The 24010-nt window shown below is 37.1% G+C and carries 20 protein-coding genes and 1 pseudogene; 16 read left to right on the top strand and 5 right to left on the bottom strand.

The features are described from left to right. Positions 1-147: 147 nt before the first annotated feature. From glpK to A9Y75_RS24640, 4 genes are all read left to right on the top strand, one after another. Positions 148-1641 carry a glycerol kinase GlpK gene (gene glpK, locus A9Y75_RS24625; protein ID WP_071192326.1) on the top strand — a complete coding sequence of 498 codons (1494 nt, stop codon included), beginning with the start codon at positions 148-150 and terminating at the stop codon, positions 1639-1641. Positions 1642-1717: 76 nt separating this feature from the next. Continuing rightward, positions 1718-6706, top strand: a complete 4989-nt coding sequence (locus tag A9Y75_RS24630) for a DUF3883 domain-containing protein (RefSeq protein ID WP_083389740.1) — start codon at positions 1718-1720, stop codon at positions 6704-6706. 146 nt (positions 6707-6852) lie between these two features. Next, positions 6853-7077: a DUF433 domain-containing protein gene (locus A9Y75_RS24635; RefSeq protein WP_053538594.1), complete on the top strand. Its 225-nt coding sequence runs from the start codon at positions 6853-6855 to the stop codon at positions 7075-7077. After that, positions 7074-7406 carry a DUF5615 family PIN-like protein gene (locus A9Y75_RS24640; protein ID WP_071192329.1) on the top strand — a complete coding sequence of 111 codons (333 nt, stop codon included), beginning with the start codon at positions 7074-7076 and terminating at the stop codon, positions 7404-7406. Before A9Y75_RS24635 ends, A9Y75_RS24640 begins: the two co-directional genes overlap by 4 nt. A 61-nt stretch (positions 7407-7467) precedes the next feature. Here A9Y75_RS24640 and A9Y75_RS24645 read toward each other — a convergent pair. The 3 genes and pseudogenes from A9Y75_RS24645 to A9Y75_RS24655 all read right to left on the bottom strand — a co-directional run bounded on the left by A9Y75_RS24645 (position 7468) and on the right by A9Y75_RS24655 (position 10301). Further along, positions 7468-9031: pseudogene (locus A9Y75_RS24645) on the bottom strand (NAD(P)/FAD-dependent oxidoreductase). A gap of 301 nt (positions 9032-9332) precedes the next feature. Continuing rightward, the gene (locus tag A9Y75_RS24650) at positions 9333-9953 is read right to left on the bottom strand and encodes a hypothetical protein (RefSeq protein WP_071192331.1); all 621 of its coding nucleotides are present in this window, start codon (positions 9951-9953) and stop codon (positions 9333-9335) included. 63 nt (positions 9954-10016) lie between these two features. Then, positions 10017-10301: a hypothetical protein gene (locus A9Y75_RS24655; protein ID WP_083389741.1), complete on the bottom strand. Its 285-nt coding sequence runs from the start codon at positions 10299-10301 to the stop codon at positions 10017-10019. A gap of 133 nt (positions 10302-10434) precedes the next feature. Here A9Y75_RS24655 and A9Y75_RS24660 point away from each other — a divergent pair, with 133 nt between their 5' ends. Further along, complete coding sequence (locus A9Y75_RS24660) at positions 10435-10638, top strand: hypothetical protein (RefSeq protein ID WP_071192335.1); 204 nt, start codon at positions 10435-10437, stop codon at positions 10636-10638. A gap of 2 nt (positions 10639-10640) precedes the next feature. Next, positions 10641-11207: a siphovirus Gp157 family protein gene (locus tag A9Y75_RS24665; protein ID WP_071192337.1), complete on the top strand. Its 567-nt coding sequence runs from the start codon at positions 10641-10643 to the stop codon at positions 11205-11207. A 362-nt stretch (positions 11208-11569) separates the two neighbouring features. On the opposite strand, the gene A9Y75_RS24670 is transcribed toward A9Y75_RS24665, so the two are convergent. Further along, positions 11570-12277, bottom strand: a complete 708-nt coding sequence (locus tag A9Y75_RS24670) for a response regulator transcription factor (protein ID WP_071192339.1) — start codon at positions 12275-12277, stop codon at positions 11570-11572. A 516-nt stretch (positions 12278-12793) separates the two neighbouring features. On the opposite strand from A9Y75_RS24670, the gene A9Y75_RS24675 reads away from it, so the two are divergent. Beyond that, on the top strand, positions 12794-13927 hold the full coding sequence (locus tag A9Y75_RS24675; protein WP_071192345.1) for a hybrid sensor histidine kinase/response regulator: 1134 nt from the start codon (positions 12794-12796) through the stop codon (positions 13925-13927). A gap of 119 nt (positions 13928-14046) precedes the next feature. Next, positions 14047-15261 carry an RNA-guided endonuclease TnpB family protein gene (locus A9Y75_RS24680; protein ID WP_071192347.1) on the top strand — a complete coding sequence of 405 codons (1215 nt, stop codon included), beginning with the start codon at positions 14047-14049 and terminating at the stop codon, positions 15259-15261. A 175-nt stretch (positions 15262-15436) separates the two neighbouring features. Here the strand turns inward: A9Y75_RS24680 and A9Y75_RS29940 are convergent, their stop codons facing one another. Next, positions 15437-16030, bottom strand: coding sequence for a hypothetical protein (locus A9Y75_RS29940; RefSeq protein ID WP_071192349.1), 594 nt, complete (start codon positions 16028-16030; stop codon positions 15437-15439). A gap of 129 nt (positions 16031-16159) precedes the next feature. Here A9Y75_RS29940 and A9Y75_RS24690 point away from each other — a divergent pair, with 129 nt between their 5' ends. The 8 genes from A9Y75_RS24690 (at position 16160) to A9Y75_RS28875 (ending at position 23761) form a co-directional block, all read left to right on the top strand. Beyond that, positions 16160-16390, top strand: coding sequence for a helix-turn-helix transcriptional regulator (locus A9Y75_RS24690; RefSeq protein WP_071192351.1), 231 nt, complete (start codon positions 16160-16162; stop codon positions 16388-16390). A gap of 623 nt (positions 16391-17013) precedes the next feature. Beyond that, positions 17014-18288 carry an RNA-guided endonuclease TnpB family protein gene (locus A9Y75_RS24695; protein WP_071192353.1) on the top strand — a complete coding sequence of 425 codons (1275 nt, stop codon included), beginning with the start codon at positions 17014-17016 and terminating at the stop codon, positions 18286-18288. A 470-nt stretch (positions 18289-18758) separates the two neighbouring features. Beyond that, on the top strand, positions 18759-19511 hold the full coding sequence (locus A9Y75_RS24700) for a ParA family protein (RefSeq protein ID WP_071192355.1): 753 nt from the start codon (positions 18759-18761) through the stop codon (positions 19509-19511). Beyond that, positions 19508-20416 (top strand): ParB/RepB/Spo0J family partition protein, encoded by a 909-nt coding sequence (locus tag A9Y75_RS24705; RefSeq protein WP_071192357.1) that lies wholly within the window; start codon positions 19508-19510, stop codon positions 20414-20416. The genes A9Y75_RS24700 and A9Y75_RS24705 overlap by 4 nt, the downstream gene beginning before the upstream one ends. Positions 20417-20756: 340 nt before the next feature. After that, entirely contained in the window at positions 20757-21158 is a 402-nt protein-coding gene (locus A9Y75_RS24710) for an alpha-L-fucosidase (RefSeq protein ID WP_071192359.1), read from the top strand. Positions 21159-21315: 157 nt separating this feature from the next. Beyond that, entirely contained in the window at positions 21316-22257 is a 942-nt protein-coding gene (locus A9Y75_RS24715; RefSeq protein ID WP_071192361.1) for a ParM/StbA family protein, read from the top strand. A gap of 84 nt (positions 22258-22341) precedes the next feature. Continuing rightward, positions 22342-22629, top strand: coding sequence for a hypothetical protein (locus tag A9Y75_RS24720; protein WP_083389747.1), 288 nt, complete (start codon positions 22342-22344; stop codon positions 22627-22629). A gap of 955 nt (positions 22630-23584) precedes the next feature. Further along, positions 23585-23761 carry a hypothetical protein gene (locus A9Y75_RS28875; protein WP_177176290.1) on the top strand — a complete coding sequence of 59 codons (177 nt, stop codon included), beginning with the start codon at positions 23585-23587 and terminating at the stop codon, positions 23759-23761. Positions 23762-24010: the final 249 nt, after the last annotated feature.

Here is a 24010-nt window from a genome sequence, read left to right on the forward strand (position 1 = left end):
CAATACAATATTGCGATGTAGCTTGCTGCTTTTTTTAGGAATGGGAGCAATTTCTTTTTGTCAACAATATTTGTCTTAGTATATGACTGGTATTCACATGGCGAAAACTTCGTGATACTAACGTGCATAGCCAAGCAACATAAACTCATGACCAAATACGTCGCTGCAATTGACCAAGGAACGACCAGCACCCGCTTTATCATCTTTGACAAGCAGGGTAAAATTGTTGGCTATGCCCAAAAAGAACACCAGCAGATTTATCCTCAACCTGGTTGGGTAGAACACGACCCCAAGGAAATCTGGTCATCTACTCAAATTGTGATTAAAGATGCCTTAGAGCAGAGTAATATTACTGTTGCTGAGATAACAGCGATTGGCATTACGAATCAGCGAGAAACAGTAGTAGTTTGGGATAAGCAAACAGGCGAATCTTACTACAACGCCATTGTCTGGCAAGATACCAGAACTGACTACATCTGTAATCAACTAGCAGCAGATGGTGGGATAGACCGTTTTCGCGCCATAACAGGTTTACCACTGGCTACCTATTTCAGCGCCCCCAAAATCAAATGGTTATTGGAAAACATACCAGGATTAAAAGCCGCAGCCGCAAATGGTAATGCTCTTTTTGGCACAATTGACACTTTTTTGATTTGGCATTTAACAGGTGGTACAGAAGGCGGTTTGCATATTACTGATGTTACCAATGCCAGCCGGACTTTGCTGATGAATTTGAATTCTCTGGACTGGGAACCGGAAATTTTGGATATTATGGGCATTCCCCGGCAAATGTTGCCAGAAATTCGCTCTTCATCAGCTATCTATGGCAAAGCTACAGGTATTTTAGCAGAAGTTCCCATTGCTGCTGATTTAGGTGATCAACAAGCCGCATTAATTGGACAAACTTGTTTTCAGGTAGGTGAAGCCAAAAATACCTATGGTACAGGTTGCTTCATGCTGCTGAATACAGGCCAGCAAAAGGTGGTTTCCCAACATGGTTTACTGACAACGGTAGCTTACAAGTTGGGTGATACTCCGGCGGTTTATGCTTTGGAGGGGAGTATTGCGATCGCTGGTGCTTTGGTTCAATGGTTGCGTGACAATTTGGGATTAATTCAAAGCAGTGCAGAGGTAGAAGCATTAGCCAGTACAGTTACAGATAACGGTGGTGTTTATTTTGTCCCTGCGTTTTCTGGGTTATTTGCTCCCTATTGGCGCAATGATGCTAGGGGTGTAATTGTGGGTATGACTCGCTACACCAATAAAGGACACATTGCCCGTGCGGTGTTGGAAGCGACAGCATGGCAGACTCGTGAAGTTTTGGATGCCATGAGAGAAGACGCGCAGGTAAATTTAACTGCTTTGAAGGTAGATGGTGGGATGGTTTATAACAATCTACTGATGCAATTTCAAAGCGATGTGTTAGGTGTGCCAGTGATTCGTCCCCAGGTATCAGAAACTACTGCTTTAGGGGCAGCTTATGCTGCTGGGTTGGCGACTGCTTTCTGGAGTAGTTTGGAGGAGTTGTCTGAGAATTGGCTTTTAGATCAGACTTGGGAATCAAAGATGGATGCTGTGGAGAGGGAAGGTTGTTATCGGCTTTGGAAGAAGGCTGTTACTAAAACTTTTGATTGGGTATAGATGTAAATTTTGTCTCTATGAACTTGCTATACTCGGTATAATCGGTTTTGACTAACTAACCCAATTACCATAGATTATGACAAACAACCAAATCGCAACACCCTTTAGTCAAGATGATAATAATCTCATGCAGCAACTTCTGCAATATTGGGGATTGTCAGAACCAATACTGATGGGACAATATACGAGAGTTCAAGACAAACCTTTCGGTTTTTTTAATAATGTTAAGAATAAAGCTGGTAAACTTTTATCATATCCGCAGCGATTAGGTGAAGTAAGTGTATATATTTATCGGGACGATTTAGAGGAAGGAGCTTATTATAAATTTAGGTTCTGTTTAGCATCTCTAAAAGAACGCCAAAATAAAAAGAATCGTTTTCTGATTCAAACCGATAGAAGCCAGGAAATTATTAAACTTGATTATAATCAAGAAAATAAAAATAATACAGATTCAAATAAATTAGTCATTAAAACACAAAAACCACAACTTGGAAATTACAAGAAATGGGTGCAGGAAATATTTGATGAGAATGGAAAAACCGAACGAGATGCGAGAAATATAGCAGGTTCATTAATCATATTTTCTGAAGATTTATACACAAAAGCAGAACGTTTTATTTTTGAGCTTTTACAGAATGCTGATGATTTCCCAGGAGCATCAGGAAAAGTACAAATTAAATTTATTCTTTTACAAGAGCATTTATTGATTCTTCATACTGGCAAACCATTTTCCAGAGAAGAAGTAGAAGCAATATGTATGATTCGTAATACCACAAAATTAAAAGATGCTTCTACAACTGGCTATAAAGGTATTGGTTTTAAATCTGTTTTTGTTCATGCAGACTGTGTTTATATATTTTCTGGTAATTATCAGTTTAGATATGATAAAAACTACTATGATAAACCAGAAATAACTCCTTGGCAAATTAAACCAATATGGACAGATAAACAGGAACTACCAGAAGAAATCAGATTAGCTGGCGATTTTTTTGAACATCCTGTTGCAATTGGTATTCATGTTGGAATAGATAAAGTAAATGAATATAGACAAAAAATCAAAGAAATTTTTTCTGAACCTAGATTTATGCTATTTTTACGTCATGTAAATTTAATAGAAATATCAGGGTTAGTTCATGATTTAAAAATCAGCTTGCAATTAGATAGAGAAAACAATTTTAGCAAAATATCATCTAATGGTAAATTTAGAAACAACTGGTTAGTCCAAGATTTTGTATTTGAAGTTACTCAAAATGTAAGGGATAGAGTTAAAAATGATAACAGTGTACCTACAAAATTACAACAAGCTACAAAAACAAAATTAAGTTTTGGTACTAAAATTGAGAATGAAAAATTAATTGCTCTATCAACTGATGAATCAGTATTATTTAGCTATTTACCTACTAATGTTAAAGATTATCAGTTTCCTTTGTTAGTTAATGCAGATTTTTTGACTAAAGCTGATCGTGAAGATTTACATCGGGACAATGACTGGAATTGTTTTATTTTTGAACAAATAGGCTACCATATTTTTGAATTTTTAGCTTGGATATGTAATTTCTATCCAACATATAGAAATTATATTACTGACTTAATACCTTCTCCATTAAATAGCAAAGAGAAGGTATCACAAAGTTTTAATGATGGATTTGCTAAAGGTATAGAAAATATTGCCTTTATCCCATCAGATGAAACAGATAAACTTTTGAAAGTAAATGAAGCAATTATTGACAATACAGGTATTACTGAAATCATTCCTACTGCAAAAATCAAGTCTATCTTAAATATTCAAAAGTGTTTTGTAAGTAGATCATTAAGAAATTCTGACAAATTACAGCGACTAGGTGTTGAAACATTTGATTTGAATCAGCTTATTAACTTACTTAAGCAATATTCTTATGAATCTTTAGAAGAATATATCAAAATTATTATTCATTTAGAAAATAAAAAATATGCAACCAAGATAAAAGAAAAACAATTACCAATTATTTGGGATGAAAATGAAAAAATCATAGCATCTGCATCTGATCAAACTGTATATTTTCAACCATCAATAGAATTGAAAAAGTTATTGACTTTTGATAATTTTGCCTTTATTCTCCCTCAACTAGATCAGGACAGTTCTGAAAATACTCATTTGCGTTCTGCTTTAACATCACTGGGAGTAAAAGATTTTAATCCTATACAAGTGATTAAGGAAAGAATTACAAAAAGTCAATATGAACCTATAGCTAATACAGTTAATGATCATATTAATCATATTCGTTTTATTTTTCAAAACCGCCATCAACTTACTGATATTGAATATCAACGATTAAGTAACCTCAAACTTCTTTATATAATAGAGGAAAAATATTTTCCTGCGGTAGCTTCTAGCTGCTATTTATCTGATTACTATCAACCACAATATCCTTTAGAGTCAGTAGCTAAAAATTTAGGCGAAAATAATAAAATTGCTAATAATTTTCAATTTATTGCATCTGATTACTGTGAACATGAGAAAGATATTACCTCATGGAAACAATTTTTCCTTAAAATTAATATTGTTAAACCAGATGGGTTAGAAATTATTAAAAAGTATATTTTACCCCTGATTGATAATAATCAAATTAATGAAAGTAACACTATACAAATTACCAGATTTATGTTTAGTGTACTTCATAATCAAATAATCAATATTGATATTAAGCAAAAACTTAGTAAGTTATTATTGCTGACTAATGAAGGGTTAAAACAAGTTATTGAATGTAATTTATCTGAATTTTACATTAATGTCTCTCAATCATCAAATTTTCTACAAGAATTTAAACTTCCTAACCGTATTATTAATCAATATTGCAGTGGTAATGAATCTCCAGAAAAATGGAGACAATTTTTTGTTAAAATAGGTGTTAAAGAGGTTAATGGAATAGAATTAATTAGAAAAAAAATTGCTTTGTTAGAAACTAACAAGGATTTTATTAATCCCAAGAATGTTATTCAAATTACTATAGAAATATTTAATTATAACCGTGATTTAACAGAGGATGATTTTCAGAAATTATCTGAACTACCCATCTTAGTAAAAAACGGTCAACTTGCACCAGCAAATGAATGTTATCTATCTAATGATTATCATCCTAAACAAGATTTAGAAAGTTTATTTGCTAGTACAGAATTTCACAAAATTGTAAGTTCTCAATATATTACTGAAAATAATGCAGAATTATGGAAGCAATTTTTTGTCAAAATTCAAGTCGCAGAAGAGCTTAGAGTTTTAAAATATGAGGAACGAGTATCTTTTATATCTACTAAAGATATAGAAAAAGCATATTTAAAATATATTCAAGTGGATTATGCTGATAGCTATGATATGGAAAATTTTGTTGAAATTACTGACATAGAGGATTATATTCAAAACTATGACTTTGCTTACCAACTATGGTCATATTTGAAGCAAATTTGGAATATCAATTTAGAAGCTGATTCCCAAATTTGGATTAGTTCTGACAAGAGACGAAAAGTTTCTTCTTACTTCAAGTTTTTATTTACCCAATATCCATCAATTCCTTGCATAGATAAACGATGTCGTAAACCTGCTGAAATTTATTCATATTCTATTCCTACCAAAAATGATTTAATCGCTTTGGGTTTACCTGTATCATCAATAGATTTTCCCAGTAACATAGAATCTTTTTTAGGAATTAAGAGAACCTTAGATGTTAGAGCATATTTACAAATAATAGACAATATAAATGCCAATTTCTCAAAAAACCATATACAAAAATTATTGTCTGTTTATGAAGGACTATCTAAAGTTGTACAGAGTGGAAATTCTGAAGATAAAATTTTGATTAGTCAATGGAGTAAAACTGGTAAATTGCTTGGTTGTGATGATAAACTTCATCCTACTAATGAATTATATTATCTTGATTCATCACTTGGTTTACCTTATAAACAAAATCCTCGACTCGTTAAGTTTCCAGAAAGTTTGAGCAGTTATAATGCTGAAAATTTATTATCTGCTTTTAATGTTAAAAAAATTACAAAAGCTCAGGGTTATTATGACGAAAATAAACCATGTGAAATTCTACCAAAATTGATAGGTAATAGAGTTTACTATATTAGTGTTTATCTAGCTAACTCTACTATTCTAGAATTAGTTAATAATCAAAGCCAAAAAATTCTTAATGCGTTAGATAAACTTACTATTAGTAATCCTAGTAAGCTTTACTATGCTATTGAAGATATAAACTATAAAGAACCAATTTATAATTTTGATGGTAGCAATGGAATTTTTTATGTTGGTCGGTGGAATAGCAGAAAAAATGCTAAAATTGGTGAATACCTCATTAAAGGATTGGGATTAGATAAGAAAAAAATTAGTAGTGAAAAGTTATTAGATTTCTTGGATGATCCTTTAGATGAAGTAATTAGTTATCTCAGAGAAGGTGGTTTTGACATTCCTGATCCATCTCCTGAAATGCGAGATAATGCAAAATCTGTTTCACAAAATTTGAATGGTAATGATTTCACGATAGTTCAAGAAACAAGTAGTACGACTTCAAGCTACCAACAAGGTCTTGGAGAAGATGCGGAAGATTGGGGTAAGTTTGGAGAAAACAAGGCTGAATTATTTTACAAAAAGCTTGGTTATACTGTTTCCAAACAGCTAGATGGAACTGGTTATGATTTTCGTTGCGTTAAATCAAACAGTGAATTATTTGTAGAAGTAAAAACAATTAATCCCAATTATAATGATGTAATTCGGATAACACCAAATGAGTGGCATAAAATGTGTATACTTGAGAATCAAAACAAGTATGAATTATTCATAGTTCTCCATGTTGGTGTTACAGTTACTAAAATGATTCAGATTCAATCTGCATGGAAAACATTACAAGAGATTTTCTCAAAACTTAATCAACAATCTTCTACTTTTTGTGGATATAATAGTAATACGATAGAAGTATTGATTGGTTTACAAGGTAATTCCAATAAATCCGGTAATGATATAATATTTAATTGGAAAAGATTAGCTGATAAGGGAACTTTATTAAGTTCAAATATACAAGAATTTTCCTCTTGACTATATTGATCCATTAACCAAGTAATGATTTTAGCGATCGCTCATCCTTTCCTTTCTCTCTCAGTAAGCGATCGCTATCTTAAGACTAATTTGCCATGATTTACCCTAAAATTATATAGACCAAAGATTAAACAACAGGAGAGATCATGAATTATCAAGATATTATTACCATTGAACCTGGAAAACGTAGTGGTAAACCTTGTATTCGCGGAATGCGTATTACTGTGTATGATATTCTAGAATATTTAGCAGGTGGGATGACAGAAGCCGAAATTCTGGAAGATTTTTCAGAACTGACATCTGAAGATATTAAAGCTTGTCTTTCTTTTGCTGCTGACCGAGAGAAAAAGTTATTTGTTGCATCTTTATGAAATTGCTATTAGACGAAAATTTGTCAGATCGGATGGTTGATAAAATTATTGATCTGTATCCTGATTCTCAACACGTTAAAACTTTAGGACTTATAAATACTGATGATGCCATTATCTGGGAATTCGCCAAAATGAATAGTTTTGTGATTATTTCCAAAGATTCTGACTTTCATCAACGTAGTTTACTTTATGGTCATCCACCAAAATTTATTTATCTGCGTGTTGGTAATAGTCCCACATCAAAGATTGTGCAGATTTTGAGAGATAATTTGTCCACAATTACCCAATTTGATAGTAGTGACATGGAAAGTATTTTGGTATTAACTTAATTACACTCCCAGATATTGGAGATTTATATTTTCTGATATACAAATCATGCGTAAAGATATTTTAACCAAATGTCTCTGAAATATATTGTAAATGTTTCTGTACCGGAGCGATCGCATTAGCAACTATCATCCCACTAGCAGCCACAGCCGGCAACCCAATCCCCGGAAAAGTCGAATCTCCACAACACAACAACCCCGATAAAGGCGTATTCCCACCAGGAAATAAACCCTTACCTGCCGCTATAGCTGGTCCATAACTACCATGATGACGACGCAAAAATCGCCCATGAGTGAGGGGAGTACCCACCAAACTAACTTCGCAACGGGAACGAATATCAGGAATAATTCTTTCCAAAGCTTGCCACATCACTTCTGCACGTTCTTGTTTTAACAACGCATATTCTTCTCTATTGCGTTCCTGTCCTTGCCAAATAGCATAAGGTTCATTACCAGGAGTATAAACGTGAATTACGTGCTTACCCACTGGTGCTAAAGACGAATCAAGAACTGAAGGAATAGATACAACTACCACATTTTGCGGTGCAGTTACGCCTTTGTCCCAATCGTTAACTACAATGTAGTGAATACCTAGATTCTCAGGTAATCCTGCTGCATCAATACCTAAATGCAGGTGCATAAAACTATCACATTCAGGTATTGCTTGTTGCTTTTCTACATACCGTTTAGGTAAAGCACCTTCAGGAATGAGTTTGAGAGTATCCCAAACAGAAGCATTAGAAACAACAGCTTTACTGGCTCGGATTTCTTGACCACTCCGCAGACGTACCCCGACAGCACGGTTATTTTCTACTAAAACTTGCTCGACATGAGCATTCAAAACTAACTTACCACCATGTTTAGTCAACCCCCGTACCAGTGCATCAACCAATGCACCACTTCCCCCAAGGGGATAATCTAACTGGACATTGGGACGATACCAGTCTGCAAACATAAAAGCCACTTCTGCGGCAATTGTCCCATCTGCGGGTAATCCAGATAAGAGGAAGCAAAGTAAATCTAACCAGTTGCGAATAAAAGGGTCTGTGATTACACCATCAATAATGTTAGAAAAAGACCCTGTTAATTTGATGACGTTAGCGGCTTGTTGCAGTAAAGCTGGGGCAAATTTACCCATAGTTAACACCGCACCTAAATCGTAGCGCAAGGCAGAGGGTGGGAGAGCGAACTGCTTTGCAGCAGCGCTTCGCTATCGCACTCTTACCCAAAGGTGTCATAATTTCCTGGAGTTTGCGCCATTGTGCTATAGCTTTATCTCCCCGCAGTTTTTGCAATATTTCACAGAACTGGTCAGCACCAACTTGAGCATCAAAGTAGCCTTCTGGTAAATAACAACCCCAGGTATCATAATTGACGCAGGGTAAATCTTCGCCAATGGCATCTAAAACTTGACGTAAGGGATTAGGTGAAGGGGTATAAGATAAACCAGAATATAAAGATGGTCCAGACTCAAACTTGTAGCCATTGCGTTCAAAAGCATGAGCCGCACCACCGGCAATCGAGTGGCTTTCTACTACTGTGACATCAATTCCATAGCGTGCCAAGAGTGCAGCACAACTCAATCCGCCAATACCGCTACCAATTACGACTACTTCTGTGTTACTCATAAATAATTATTGATTACTGGGCTTTTGCAAAAATCATAGATAATGGATTTATTCTCAATTCTCGTCAACTTTGGTTAGCAGCAGGTTGGCTGGAAAAATTCAAATCATGTAACGGTATGTAAGGTTGATTCAATCCGTTATTCTTGTTGAGTTTTAGCAATTTAACAAAACCCAATATATTTGGATTTTATCACACGAACCTACTTACCTATTGATGATTCATGTCAGCAAGAATAAAAAAAATATCCATTTGAATATGTTTTCATAAAAAATTACAATTTTACTTTTGTTATATCTGGCTTTATTTTACCATTTTGGGCAGATAAGACTGACGATAATTATTTTTAGCCATTAACCTAGATTCACGCCTTGTCCAACATTTTTGTAAAGGTACATCAGCCAATCTTTGCAGCAGCATAAACACACTATTATCTCCTGTCAACTTAGCAATTGTTTGAGCAATAACCTTACAACAATTCCAAGGATGACGCACCACCTGAATTTCTGCAAACCTGACTACACCCCAATTCCGTTCTAAGAAAAATCGGTTACGAATTTTATCATCATCAACATCAATACAGTGGTGAGGTTTCCCTGTATTTCCAGCATAAGGTTCATCAATTTCAATATCCAAAGCTAACCCAGATGAATGATGATAAAAGATAAAATCAGCCGAGTAGCGGAGAGAATAACCGGGAATTTCAAACTCAACCGCTTGACAAATCAAATTTCCAGGAAAAGCCGCCAGTAAATGCCGAAAAAACTGCTTTTCACTCACACCTTGCTTGGCTGTACTCTTATCATCTGGTAATGCCACACATCCTTGAAACGAAGCTTTCAGATGCTTCTGTCCTTGATTACCACCAGTAAACTGCCTAGCTAACGGTGGGTAAAGAATTAGGGGATAATAAGCAGTAGACATAACCAAATAACCACACTTTTTGTAAAAATTTACCAATTCAAAAGCAGTGGAATTAAGTAATAGTTAAAAACTATCCAATCTAATATCTTTCCAAATATCAGAAACCTGCCATCCCGTCTTGCCAACAGAGTGAACTATGGGATTATATCGTAAAGGAACATAATTAGGTTCTTGATATTCTATCCCTACTTTTGGCTGTTCTACACCTGTTAGTTCTTCTATATTATTTACAAAGTCAGGATTATTTGCAAAATCAACTTGCAAATTTGGTTCTTTAGGTTCCTTTTTCGCTTCCTTGTTTATTTTTGTTTCTTGAACGAGCTTTTCAGATTTTTTGATGAGTTTCATATCTATTGACAGGTTTAACTTTTGATATTGATAAAAAAAACAGATGACACCAAATTAACTTAGAAAGGGTGGAATAGCAACATAGACAAATGCGCTACCGCGCTCAAATTTATGGCGTTATGTAACCCAAACAATGCAACAACTAATAGTAATTGTAACAGAAAGTGTAACCACACTTAAACCTAAGTTGACTGCTGTGACTGACCAAAATAATCAAGTTACACAAAAGGTCATTTCTGATTTATGCCTCCATACTAATTTAGATGCAGGCACGATAGCTATTCTAAACCAAATTGAAGCTGAACATAACTACTATCAAACTTGCGGTAGGTGGTAATCATGGTTTTATCACTCGCTCAACAATCCTTAGCAGGACTATCCCAAACTGCTGCTCATCTCTGGGAACAGTTAACCAATTGTCAGACTTCTGAAGAGGAAGCTGCTATCATCACCGCTATTTGGGAAACTCAAGAAGTACAATCTGAAGCTGTTGATATTCAAGCCGAATTGGCATTGCAATTAGATGCAGAAATAGCAGCTATTAAGCAACGATTAGAACATCTCAAAGCTGTGCATCAATCAGCACTATTAAGACTAGAACGCTGGCGAGAGAAATTAGATGAAACCATTTTAGAACATAATGCCACAGGAATTATCCCTGAGCAAATAGTTGGTAATTCACTGCGGATCACAATTAAAGAAAATCCACCAAGTTGTGATGTACTTATAGATGCAGAAAAATTGCCTTTAAAATACCGCAGAGAAAAGACTGTTTACTCAGCAGATAAGAAAGCAATTATTGCTGCTTGGAAGAAAGGAATTCCTGTTGATGGTACTCATGTTGAACGTAAGCGTCGGGTTGTTTATGCTTTAACAGCAACAGCAATTCAAGACTTCAACGATTAACTATAATTCATCAATGGATAATTGATGATTGTTTAATTCAAGGTTTAAAGCCTCTCCTTTCAAGAAGAAAAAAGAAAAATTTCCTATTACCCAATCCTTTGATTTTCTTCTGAGAGCTAATTGTCAATTGTCTATTGTGAATTGTTGAAAGGACTTACGCATAATTCACTTAATGCTTGACCGCAGAGGCGCAGCGGTAACAGAGAAAAGATGTTTGACAGTAGTTTGTGTAAGTCCTGATTCAGTCAACAACAAAAACTTGACCAAATAATTACGAATTACTTATCCCTGGCGGAACTAAAGACAGTATTTGTAATTATTTGGTCACATCTTATGTAAGTCCTAAATAACCAAAAAAGACCTCAATTGAGTAAACCAGCCCGCAATGCTAGAACAGCAGCTTGAGTGCGGTCACTGACACAAAGTTTGTTCAAAATACCCCGCACATATACTTTTACACTTCCCAAACTAATATACAGTTTTTCAGCAATCTCTTGATTGCTGAATCCTTGGACAATTAACTCTAAAACTTGCATTTCCCTGTCTGTTAATGGATCTGCTGCCAAAATACTTGCTTGCTCTGGTTCAATAGCAGAGATAATCGCTTTGGAAGTAATATTTAGTTTTGCCGTCACTGAGCGACGAATATGCTTGAGAATGACCCGTGCAATTACTGGGTCAATCCAAGAATATCCCTCATAAGTCATGTACAGTGCTTCTAACAACAACTCAAACTTAATGGTTTTGATACAGTAAGAATCTGCCCCAGCTGCAAACGCGGCTAGAACCATCTGCTCTTTAGCAAAAGAAGTCAACATAATGATTTTTGTTTCTTTTGCTGATGGCACAGATTGTTGAAACTGTTGTATCAGTGCTATCCCATCCATGTCTGGTAAACCAATATCAACAATGGCAATATCTGGCTTAGTATCTTGAAGTAGTTTTAAACCAGCAGCAGCATTTTCAGCATCTCCCACAACTTGAATATTCTTTTGCTCGTTTAAACAACTACTGATACCGACCCTTGCCAAATTGTTGTCTTCGATAATTGCTGCTCTAATGTTTTTCATGACTTACCTCAATAACTGGCTAAATGTACTCTTTCTAATGTCGGAAATAATTGACTAAAAATGGATCAGCCTATCGGTCAAAAATTTTTAGCCTGTTAGCTAAAATCTATCTATTGACGTATAAAAAGCAAATAACCGTATCAATAAATCTATCTGTAGAGGTATAGAGGTATGAAAAGCAAGTAAGTAAATCAAAAAATCTACCTATTGATATATGCCAAATTTAAAGTTTTAGTAAAATACTTTATCTAAGTATTAAGATTCGTTAAAAAAAGAAATAAGTAATGAGACAGAATTGATTACACAGCAGATTTTTCTGTTAAGAGTTCCCTCTCTCAACGAGTGAATTTAATTTTGTCCAACTACTTAGCAAACTGTAAGGATTCAGCACTCAGCTTTCAAAAGTCAGATTTTTAACAGTTACACCCAACAATAGCACTTGATAATCGACAAAATTTATCAAATATTCTGACTTCTGACAGCCAACTCGATTTAAACAAATCTACTGGTATCTGTATGACACCTTTCTTTTGGAATCCAACTTCAACAGAAAGTATCCTTTGGGTAGATGACTCAGCCAAAAATGTTTGCTTGCTCAAATCTATTCTCAAGCAACAAGGATACAGGCTAACACTGACAAACAGTGATACGGAAGCCTTGACCAAGATTGCAGAATCTCCACCTGACTTGGTAATCTTAAATACCTTCATGCCCAATATCAATGGCTATAAAATCACTCAACAAATTAAGCAGAATTGTGATTTACCTTTCATACCCGTTTTGCTGATTACAAATTGTGATGAGTCCAGTTTGATTCGCGGTTTACAAGTTAGTGCTGACGAATTTTTGATTCAACCTGTAGAGCAGAAAGAATTGTTGGCAAGAGTGCGATCGCTCTTGCGGTTAAAACATAGTATCAATCAACGAGATCAACTGGCTAGACAGCGATGTGAAGATTTTATGATCAAACTGACTCACGATTTACGCACTCCTTTGACCTCAACAATTCAACTTTTGCAAATGATACAAAAAGGAAATTTTGGTCATAATTTCTCAGAAATACGGAAACATTTGCAACTACTGACTGAAAGTAATCAAACCCTATTGTCAATGGTGGAAAATATGCTAGAGGTTTATCAGTATGAAGCTGGATGTAAGGACTTGGAATTTTTTCTCGTTGACTTGTGGGAATTAGCTCAAAAAGTAGTTCAGGAACTCAAACCTTTAGCTGTTGTCAAAAACTTAGCTCTGAATGCCAAATTAAACAACACACAACCATCTGCGGTGAAAGTGCGCGGCGATAGAATAGAACTTTACCGACTGCTCACTAACTTAGTAGGTAATGCTATTCGTTTTACAGATAGGGGTTCAGTAGAAATTCACCTTAATTCCCATAACCAACGGGTAACAATTGCCGTGAAAGATACTGGAATTGGTATCAATAAATCAGAACAATTACGCTTATTTGAACGTTTTCGACAAGGTAAACATCAGCGTCAAGGTAATGGACTGGGATTATATTTGTCCCGTCAAATTGTAGAAGCCCATCAAGGAAATATTTCTGTTTCATCAACTTTAGGTAAAGGTAGCATTTTTACTGTTTCTTTACCGAACGAGCCAAAGCCCCTGGCTTTAGACGTGAGGATGTAGGCGATTTGTGGCGGGAGCCACTGTGAAACCCTTGTATGGCTTTAGCCACAGAGAGTTTAGCTTTCGCATTGACCCTAGATAAATATACTGTATAATTCCTTTTAGGAGGTGATGAATAAGTGTTTTCTTTGACTTATGAGTTTCGACTAAAACCAACTAAGCAGCAAATAGAAATCTTTCAAGACTGGTTAGAAATTAACCGCAAAGTCTATAACTATGCCTTAGCAGAACGCAAACATTGGTATAAATCACGCTCATGTCAAATCAATGCTTGTTCATTGCATTCTGAATACATTATCCCCGCAGATACACCACGTCCTACCTACTCAATTCAGTGTAAATCATTAACTGGAGCAAAGGAACAATACCAAGAATTAAAAAGTGTCCATTCTCAGGTATTGCAACAAACACTCAAGAGACTAGAAAATGCTTTTACTTCGATGTGGGAGCGCAATTTTGGATTTCCACGTTTTAAAAAAGTTGGGCAGTTCCGTTCTTTTGTATTTCCGCAACTAGGAAAAGAACCGTTAAAAAACAATGCTGTTAAACTCCCTACAATTGGATGGGTAAGGTTTAGAAAATCCCGTGAGATTCCCACAGATGCCACAGTTAAACAAGTGAGAATTGTGAAACGGGTATCTGGATGGTATGCAATGCTAACGATGCAATGGGATGTGTCTATTCCTCAACATCAGCCAGTAGGAGAAGCAATCGGTGTGGATGTGGGATTAATCAGTTTTGTTGCTACTTCTGGTGGACTTTGTGTTCAACGCCCTAAATTCTTTGTAGACCTCCAACGCCAGCTTAAATTGCTGCAACAAAGAGTTAGTCGTAAAGTTAAAGGGTCAAATAATTGGTACAAAGCTCAAAAGAAAGTGGCAAAATTGCATGAACATATTGCTAATACAAGATCGGACTTTCATTGGAAAATAGCACATCAACTTTGTGATACTGCACAAACTATCTTTGTAGAAGATTTGAATTTAGTGGGATTGTCGAGGGGAATACTTGGCAAACATTGTCTAGATGCTGGATGGGGAAAATTCTTTCAAATTCTTGAGCAGTGTTGTTTTAAGCGTGGTGTATATTTTCAGAAAGTAGATAGTCGAAAAACTTCTCAGATTTGCCCTCATTGTAGAACGGAAACGGGTAAAAAAGAGTTGTCACAGCGTATTCATGTTTGTGAACATTGTGGCTATACAACTGATAGGGATGTTGCAGCCGCTCAAGTAGTTCTGATTAGAGGACTTGCAGCCGTCGGGCAGACGGTGAAGATGCTTGCTGAGGGTAAATTCATTGGAATCCCTTTGAGGCAAGAATCCCCCGACTTCTAGTTGTGGGGAGTGTCAACTGCGTTATAGCAGAGGGCAGGTAGCTGTCTTGCAATGGACAAAAGTAAAACCCTTGTTATTCTTAGATTTTAAGGACTAATCATGTCCTAATCTGAATGCCTAGCAAGCATAACATTTGTAGGGCAGTGTTAACTTTTGTTCAAGTTTTAGGTTTTTGCTAGGTTAGCGTAAGTCCATACTCTTGTTCGACAAGATTTAACAATTTTGACTGCAAAGGTGAAAGGTACGGTTTTGGTTGTTTTCCTAATCCTGAACAAAGCCAATCAACGGCACTATCTCGGTTTTCAATTTGATGCAGTCGTCGCAGTCTCAAGCATAGCTGTTGCATGAACTGACAGTCTTCATCCAACAGTTCTAAGGATTTGAGATGTTCTATTTTCACTGTATACTCGCGTTCGCTAGTTGGTAAGATTTGGGAACCATTGGTTCCCATCAGATTGTCAACTACTAATGAACCAGCTATCAAATAGTTCACATGACGGTGAGTAAAACCAAATCGGGAACGACAGTAATTTTCAAAAGTTGAGTGAGTTGAACGGTACAAACGTCTGTCTCGTAGTTCTTTCAATGCTTTAGCAGCTGCGTAAAATGCTTTTTCCACTTGTCTCTCTAAAAATATGCGATCGCGCCACTCGTCTGTACTAAGTTCAGTCAATTCGGAGCTAACAACTATTTCTGCATGGTTGGTTGCAGAATCGTTCTGGCTGCGTAGCAATTTTTCATCAGTAGAGATGTTTGATATCTCACTCATAATTTCTACCCCCTAGCTCCAAAGAAAATTTGCTATTAATTGATACATTGTCAACTGTAAGTTTATGATTTATATTCAATAATAAACTAATAGTTTATATTTGAGGGTAGTGGCATGGCTTAAGAATGGATGAAAGTTAGAAGAACGATAGATATAGAAATACCCGGTTTGGGAAAGAGAATTAGACAAGCTAGAGAAGCGGATAGACGCTCTTTAGCGGAAATATGTCGTCAAATTCCCATGACAACTATGAATTGGTACAAGATAGAATCCGAAGAAACCAAGGCTTTGCCAATTGAAACTTTACAGCGCATTGAAGAGGTGCTGAATGTTGATTTTGGTATTAAATTTTATGAATAACTCAGAATAAATGCTTGTGCTTGATAATTAACAAATTTGTCAGAACTAATATTTTTACGATGAAATTTAAAATTTCAACTTAATTTATAATTAATTCAGAGTATATATTACGGCAGTTTTTATGTATTTATACTAATTACCCAAAATAGGGCAACAGATGAAAATTGATTAATAATTCTGCTTAAAGGCTATTACAAACTATGTGTTGTTTTCATTTATAAAACTGGTATTGTGTTTTATTATACCACATCTTAAATTAATCTTTTTTCTTCCTTTGTACCTACTCTGCGAACAGCCGCTCCCTCTTACATATTGTTTGTCTCTGCCCTATATTTATGGCACGCTACGCCAACGCCTAACGGCGATTGTGCGAAACTTTTATAAGTAAATAAAGTAAATAAGATGAAAACCCCGGAATGCCTGATTGAAATCCCAAAAAGATTTCAAGAAGGTATGTCTTTTAAGCCGGGGATGTAGCTTGCTTCCCGTAGCTTGCGTGGCGAAGCCATAGGGTAAGCTGACTAATGGCTTTAGCCATCAGTGACATTCCGCTCAGTTCAATCTCCATATATATTTACATATAATCCACCTGCGTCTAAAATAACAACAATATTCTTAAGGAGGTGATATTTCTGTACAAAAGCCAGCAAAATCTAATTAAACCAGATAAATCTCTCAAAGCCATATTAGAATTTATCTGCGCCCAATCCCATAAATTAACTAATTGTGGGATTTACTACACCAGACAGATTTACTTCAAAACAGGGAAAATAATCAAGAAGTTTGATTTGATTAATGAATACAAAAACAACAAGCATTACCAAGTCTTACATTCACAAGCTGCACAACAAACTCTGTTATCGGTATTTGAATCTTTCAAATCATTCAAGGCTTTAAACAGCAAGTACAGGAAAGGAGAACTGCAAGAGCAACCAAGATTACCTAAATACAGAAAATCTGGATTAGCACCAATATCTTACCCCAAACAAGCACTGAAATTAGTAGAAGGACAGATTCAAATACCATTAGGTATAACTATTAATAGATGGTTTAGCTTGAAGAACTTTCTTTTACCAATGTCATCTAACTTAAATTTTGATGACATTAAAGAGCTAAGAATAGTACCTCGTAATCGTTGTTTTTATGTTGAGTTTGTTTATCAAACTTCAGATACCCAGAAGCAACAAATAAGTCCAGATAGATGTTTAGGAATAGATACAGGGATTGGTAATTGGTTGACTTGTGTTTCTAACGTGGGAACTTCATTTATTATTGATGGCAGACATTTAAAATCTGTCAACCAATTTTATAATAAACAGATTGCCACTATTAAACAAAACAAACCCCAAGGATTTTGGTCTAAAAGATTAGCTGCTATTACAGAAAAACGAAATCGTCGGATGCGTGATGCTGTCAACAAAGCAGCAAGATTGGTAATAGACCATTGTTTAAAACATGGAATTGGAACTTTAGTCTTTGGGTGGAATAAAGGACAAAGACAAGAAGTTAATTTGGGAACAAAAACTAATCAGCCCTTTGTGCAGATTCCTACTGCTAAACTCAAAAACCGCATTTCTCAACTATGTGAACATTACGGGATTGAGTTTGTAGAAACCGAGGAAAGTTACACATCCAAAGCTTCGTTTTTAGATAATGATTTTCTCCCGGAATATGGTGAAAAACCCATGATGTGGAAAGAATCAGGAAAACGAATAAAGCGTGGATTGTATCGTACTGCTAACAATTTCTATGTTAATGCTGATGCAAATGCGGCAGCAAATATTTTAAGAAAAGTAAAGGCAACATTGGGATTAAATCTCGATGGAGTCCATAGGGGCGCTTTGACTACGCCTTTAAGAGTCCGTTTTTGGGCTTCTTCAGAATCCCCGTGTCTTTAGACCGGGGAGTATCAAATACGTGTGATTCCTTTACCTGAAAATAGCTGTAACCCAACAGAAGCAGTGATAGCATAAAAGGAAATCAACACACACAAAAGCGAAATTTTCTAGTTGATTATCTGCTGAATTGAAATTGCAATAATAAGCTAATCGTCATTCATTTTTCTAGAGAAATTGGCTCGTAGTCAGGGTTTTACCCCTGATTCTGTGCAACTAAAATGCTCATTAGCTTACCTGAGTTCGATGTTATAAAATCCGCTCAAAATTAGTTTTTCAAAGAGTTGTTACCAAGTTTTACCAATCAATTAGCCACAAACTAGAACTGAATTAACGTTTACTTCGATAGGATAGGGCTGTGAAAAAGGACAGACATTTGATGAGAACTTGTAAGAAACCTTTGAAAATCTGCGTTTATTCTTCTCTAAAGAACTCTACTTTTCCACTTAATAAGATTGTCAGGGGGCAGGAATTTGACACGCATAATTACACTTTTTAATCAGTCTGGTGGTGTAGGTAAATCTAGTTTAGCCATGAACCTTGCCTACCATTTGCAGGAGCGTAAACATCGCGTACTGCTGATAGATATGGACCCTCAAGGGTCGCTTACAACTTTTATGGGGCTAGATACAACAGCACTAGAGCAAACTGTTTATGACTCCATTTTGCATTCTGTACCATTACCAATTCAAACTCAAGTTCATGGTATAGATTTAGCTCCCGCCAATATTAATTTGAGTGCTGCCGAATTAGAATTAGTGGTAGCAGATATGCGGGATATTCGACTCAAAGAAGCTTTAGAACCAATAGCCAATCAATATGATTTTATATTGATAGATTGTCCACCTAGTTTGGGATTGCTGAGTTACATCAGTTTGGTAGCAGCTACTCACGTTCTAGTTCCAATTCAAACTCAATATAAGGCATTCTGTGGAACTGAGTTATTGTTAAATACGGTTGCCAGAGTGCGATCGCGTCCCAATCGTAAACTAGCGATCGCTGGATTTATTCCCACTATGTATGATGGTCGTAATATTCAGGATGCCCGAACATTAGAAGCTATCCAACAGCAATTAGCGACAGTGGGTGTAGTCTATCCAGCCATTCCTCGTTCTACAGCTTTTGCTGACGCATCCGAAGATCATGTCCCTTTGGCAGTCTATAATTCCAAACACCCGGCTGTGCCTATTCTCAAAAAAATTGCACAAGGTTTAGAAAAGTTATGAGTAATAGGCGAGATCGCCCGTATCAACAAATGAAACCCTTGGATATTCTGTTTGGGGAGTCTCAAGCTGTAGCTGAGATAGTTGCTATTGAGTCAATTTGTCTCCCACAGCAGCAGCCAAGGCGTTACTTTGACCCACAGGCAATGCAAGAATTAGTAGAGTCCGTGCGGCAACATGGGATTCTACAACCAATGTTAGTCCGTTCCCGTGCAGATAATAAGTATGAATTGGTAGCTGGAGAAAGACGCTATCGAGCCGCAAAGGTAGTTGGTTTGACTGAAGTGCCAGTTGTAATTCGAGAACTCAGCGATCAAGAAGCCATGCAGCTTTCTTTGATTGAGAACCTCTGTCGTGAGGATTTGAACCCAGTTGAGGAAACTGAAGGTATTTTGCAACTTTTGGCATTACACTTAAATAGCGACATTACAGATGTAACTTCTCTGCTGTATAGAATGAAAAATGCAGCAGACAAGCAAGATGAATCTAGGCATAACGTTATGCCTAACTCGGAAGCTCAAGTAGTGGAAGAAGTATTTACGAGTTTAGGGTTAATGACGTGGGAATCTTTTATCAAAAATCGTCTGCCATTATTAAACTTATCGGACGATGTGTTAACGGCATTGCGTGAAGGAAAAATTGCTTACACAAAAGCGAAAGTGATAGCTCGAATTAAAGACGAGACGGCACGCCAGGAATTACTAGCAGTGGCAATTGCGGAAAACCTGTCTCTCACTCAAATACAATCACGGATTAAAGCTATATTACCTACTTCAGATCCTGATGAACGCAAAGAGCGGATAGAAGGAACAATGCGGCGAGTGAAGCAAGCAAAGGTTTGGGAAGACCAGCAAAAGTGGAGTCGTCTGGAAACACTCTTAGCACAAATAGAGGAATTGCTTGTTTAGGAATAATGTTGTAACTGAAAAGCTGATAGCAATAAAAACACACCAGGCATCGCCATAACGCTCTTTCATCAAACTGGGTTGAAACTTTGATTTTCTGTTGATTGAAATGATTTAAAATCCTAAATTGCATCTTCTGTGATGAAAGAGCGATACAGCACTTTGTCAGTGTGAACTAAAACGACTGTTAGATCATACTTTTACAAGTTTTTTGGTATGCCTAAAGTCAGCGTGTCTTTAGAACTGAGATGTAAGCAACTCGTGCAGTTTAGCGAGTTCACCTGGTTATGTCAGATTTGCTGACTACCGTTCAATGTAGAAAACTAATTTAAATTTCATCATCATGACTACATGGTTTGATACAGCACGACTGGGGATGTTTATTCATTGGGGTCATAGTTCCCAACAGGGACGTGAGTTATCTTGGCCTATGGTTGGAGGTGTATTCAGTCTTCCTTTCTGCAAAGATATTCCCGTTGAAGAATATTACCGTACCGTTGATACTTTCAATCCTCAAGATTACAATCCTCAAGAATGGGCATATTTAGCCAAAATTTTAGGAGTAGAGTATGTCGTATTCACTACTAAACATCATGATGGTTACGCTCTATTCCATACCCAAGAATCAGATTTTTCTATTGCATCTGCACCTTATAAAAAAGATATTGTCCGTGAGTATATCGAAGCTATGCGCCCTGCTTATAACCTTTATAGGGGTTATATAGGGTCTATATTGCTAAAATAAAATAATTTGGGGTATATGTAGGGGTTGCTTATGGGATAAGTATACCCTAACGCGAAAATTGAAAATAATTAAACTTTTAGCCCCTATCTAGGGTATATATAGGAGGTACTCAGGGTATTTTTGTGCCACCCTTTTTTTTGTATCCCACTTGACCCCCATGTCCAACATTCACGCCTTGCAAAAAATTTTTCCAGCAGGATTCGATAATGGTTACGGCAGTCTGAAACTTTTCGTCGATGGATTTGAAGTCGTTCGTATCCCCAGCTATATTTCCACCGCCGAGATGGAAGATGTCCCAGGAAGAATCGTTTTAGATGGTGCAGCTTACACCGTAGGAGAATCTGCTTTTCGTACAGGTTATCATTTTGACCGCAACACGGACCACAACGAAAACAAAATTAAAAATGCACTGTTGATGTTATTTGGTGGATTAGCACATTTGCCACATCGTAAAGCTTGGCATTTAAAATTAGTCGTCAGCTTACATGACATAGGACTTGCAAAAGATTTAAAACAAGCACTCAACGGAGAATATCAACCAATACTTGCGGGCAAAAAATCAGATGTCACCCTAGAAATAATTAAAGTCGTCCCAGAGGGAATGGGTGCATTGTTTGGGCATCAACTTCCATCTAAGCTCACTGTCCTAGATTTTGGGAATGGAACCACACTTTATTCTCGTTACAACCAAGGAAAGCGAGAAGTTCACACTCCCTACCCCGCAGGTGTAGAAGTTCTCATCGAAGACATTGCCGAAAAAATGAAACGTCTCAACGGAGGGAAAATTGGCAACACCTCCTCTATTCGATTTTGTTTGGAAAGGGGGCATACCAAGTACAGTCGTGACATTGACATCAAAGATATCTACACCAATTGTTTGAAAGATTGGTATGAAAAATTCTTAAAGAAACCCGTAAGCCTGACACTAGATGCCAAGCACCAAGGGGATGAAATTTGGGCAATTGGTGGAGGCTGTTTGTTACCTGGATTTAAGAAGCTATTGGAGAAGAACGGGTTTAAAATTCTGGACAATCCCGTAGAAGCTAATGCCTGTGGATTGCTAGAAATGGCAAAAGCCATGATCAACAAGAATCTGTAGTCCTCCTGCTTTACCGCCTCTGGCTTGAGTTTGAGGGGTAATAATGCGCGAATTTATCAACCAATTTGAATGGGAACGAAGCCAATGACACCGGAAAAAGTTCGGATTAAAGATAGCTACCGAGAACGTATATTTGCCGAATCACAGCAACTAGATAAAAGTTACTTAGAGACGCTTTACTTTATTATTGATTGCTATTTTGCTTTCAAAAAGGGGGCATTCCCCATGCAACAAATAGTTACACATACCCCAGCTTTCAATCCGATTGCTACAAACCCAAGTCAACAAGACCAGCCTCCTTCAACTCCATCATCACCAGAAAATCCCAAAGATGCTGATGGCGAAACATTTACCCTTGATTTTGATTTGTAATTATTATGTTTTGGTGTGGCTTCATTCATTCCCAAACTGATAAGCTGTTACGCATTTGCTTTTTTGCCCAAAAGCCTTATTTAGAAGGACTCTAGGCTGCACAATATTAAATTTAGAGACTTCCAAAAGAAAAAATATCCCGTCGTTGTGATAGCGTAGCGTGACGTAAGTCATAGGCAGGGGGCTTTCTAGCAGGGAGCATGGGGAGGAAAAGTCGTTTTGATTTGGTAAAATTGGATAGCGTACCCTACGGGATCTTGCTACGCGGAGCGTCCCGGAGTGCGATTCGTTGTTAGCTGAATCACGGTAATCAGTCCGTACATAAGCCAACCAACCCAATCCAATCATGGAAGAAGGTTGAACTCTCGGTCTGATATGGGTGAAAGTCCCATCTACCAGACTCAGGTATGATTATACATCCCTGCGAAACATTTACCCTTGATTTTGATTTGTAATTATTATGTTTTGGTGTGGCTTCATTCATTCCCAAACTGATAAGCTGTTACGCATTTGCTTTTTTGCCCAAAAGCCTTATTTAGAAGGACTCTAGGCTGCACAATATTAAATTTAGAGACTTCCAAAAGAAAAAATATCCCGTCGTTGTGATAGCGTAGCGTGACGTAAGTCATAGGCAGGGGGCTTTCTAGCAGGGAGCATGGGGAGGAAAAGTCGTTTTGATTTGGTAAAATTGGATAGCGTACCCTACGGGATCTTGCTACGCGGAGCGTCCCGGAGTGCGATTCGTTGTTAGCTGAATCACGGTAATCAGTCCGTACATAAGCCAACCAACCCAATCCAATCATGGAAGAAGGTTGAACTCTCGGTCTGATATGGGTGAAAGTCCCATCTACCAGACTCAGGTATGAGTCCCTATCTGCCCACACTGACCAGACTCGGTTTCTGAAGGATGAAGCTGGGAACAGGACGCAATCAGACATCCGTTGTGGGATGACACTTGGCGTTAACGGGGAGTTCCTACGGTGAAATCGAGCCTCAAAAAGCAACCTATCTACAAGCAGGGCGCAACACACAACCCCTGACTTCATTGGAACTAATTCCCGCCGCACTCTTTGATGGTAGCGGTAAGAGTCCAGGGAATCCAATGGTTGAAATGGCTAGTGCGATTCGTTGAGCGGTGAATCTCGGTAATCAGCCCGTAAATAACCACTCCAGCCCGACAGCAGATTACTGTCACTAAAGGCTGAACTCTCGGTCAGATGCAAGTGCAAACCTTGCCATTCAGACTCAGAATTGACTCCTTACCTGCCCACACTGACCAGACTCGGTTTCTGGAGGGTGAAGCTGGGAACAGGGCATAATCAGACAACCGTTGCGGGTTGACACTGGTGCTAACAGGGAGTTCCTACGGTGAAACAGAGCC

The sequence above is a fragment of the Trichormus sp. NMC-1 genome, from assembly GCF_001858025.1.
Classification (GTDB): domain Bacteria; phylum Cyanobacteriota; class Cyanobacteriia; order Cyanobacteriales; family Nostocaceae; genus Anabaena.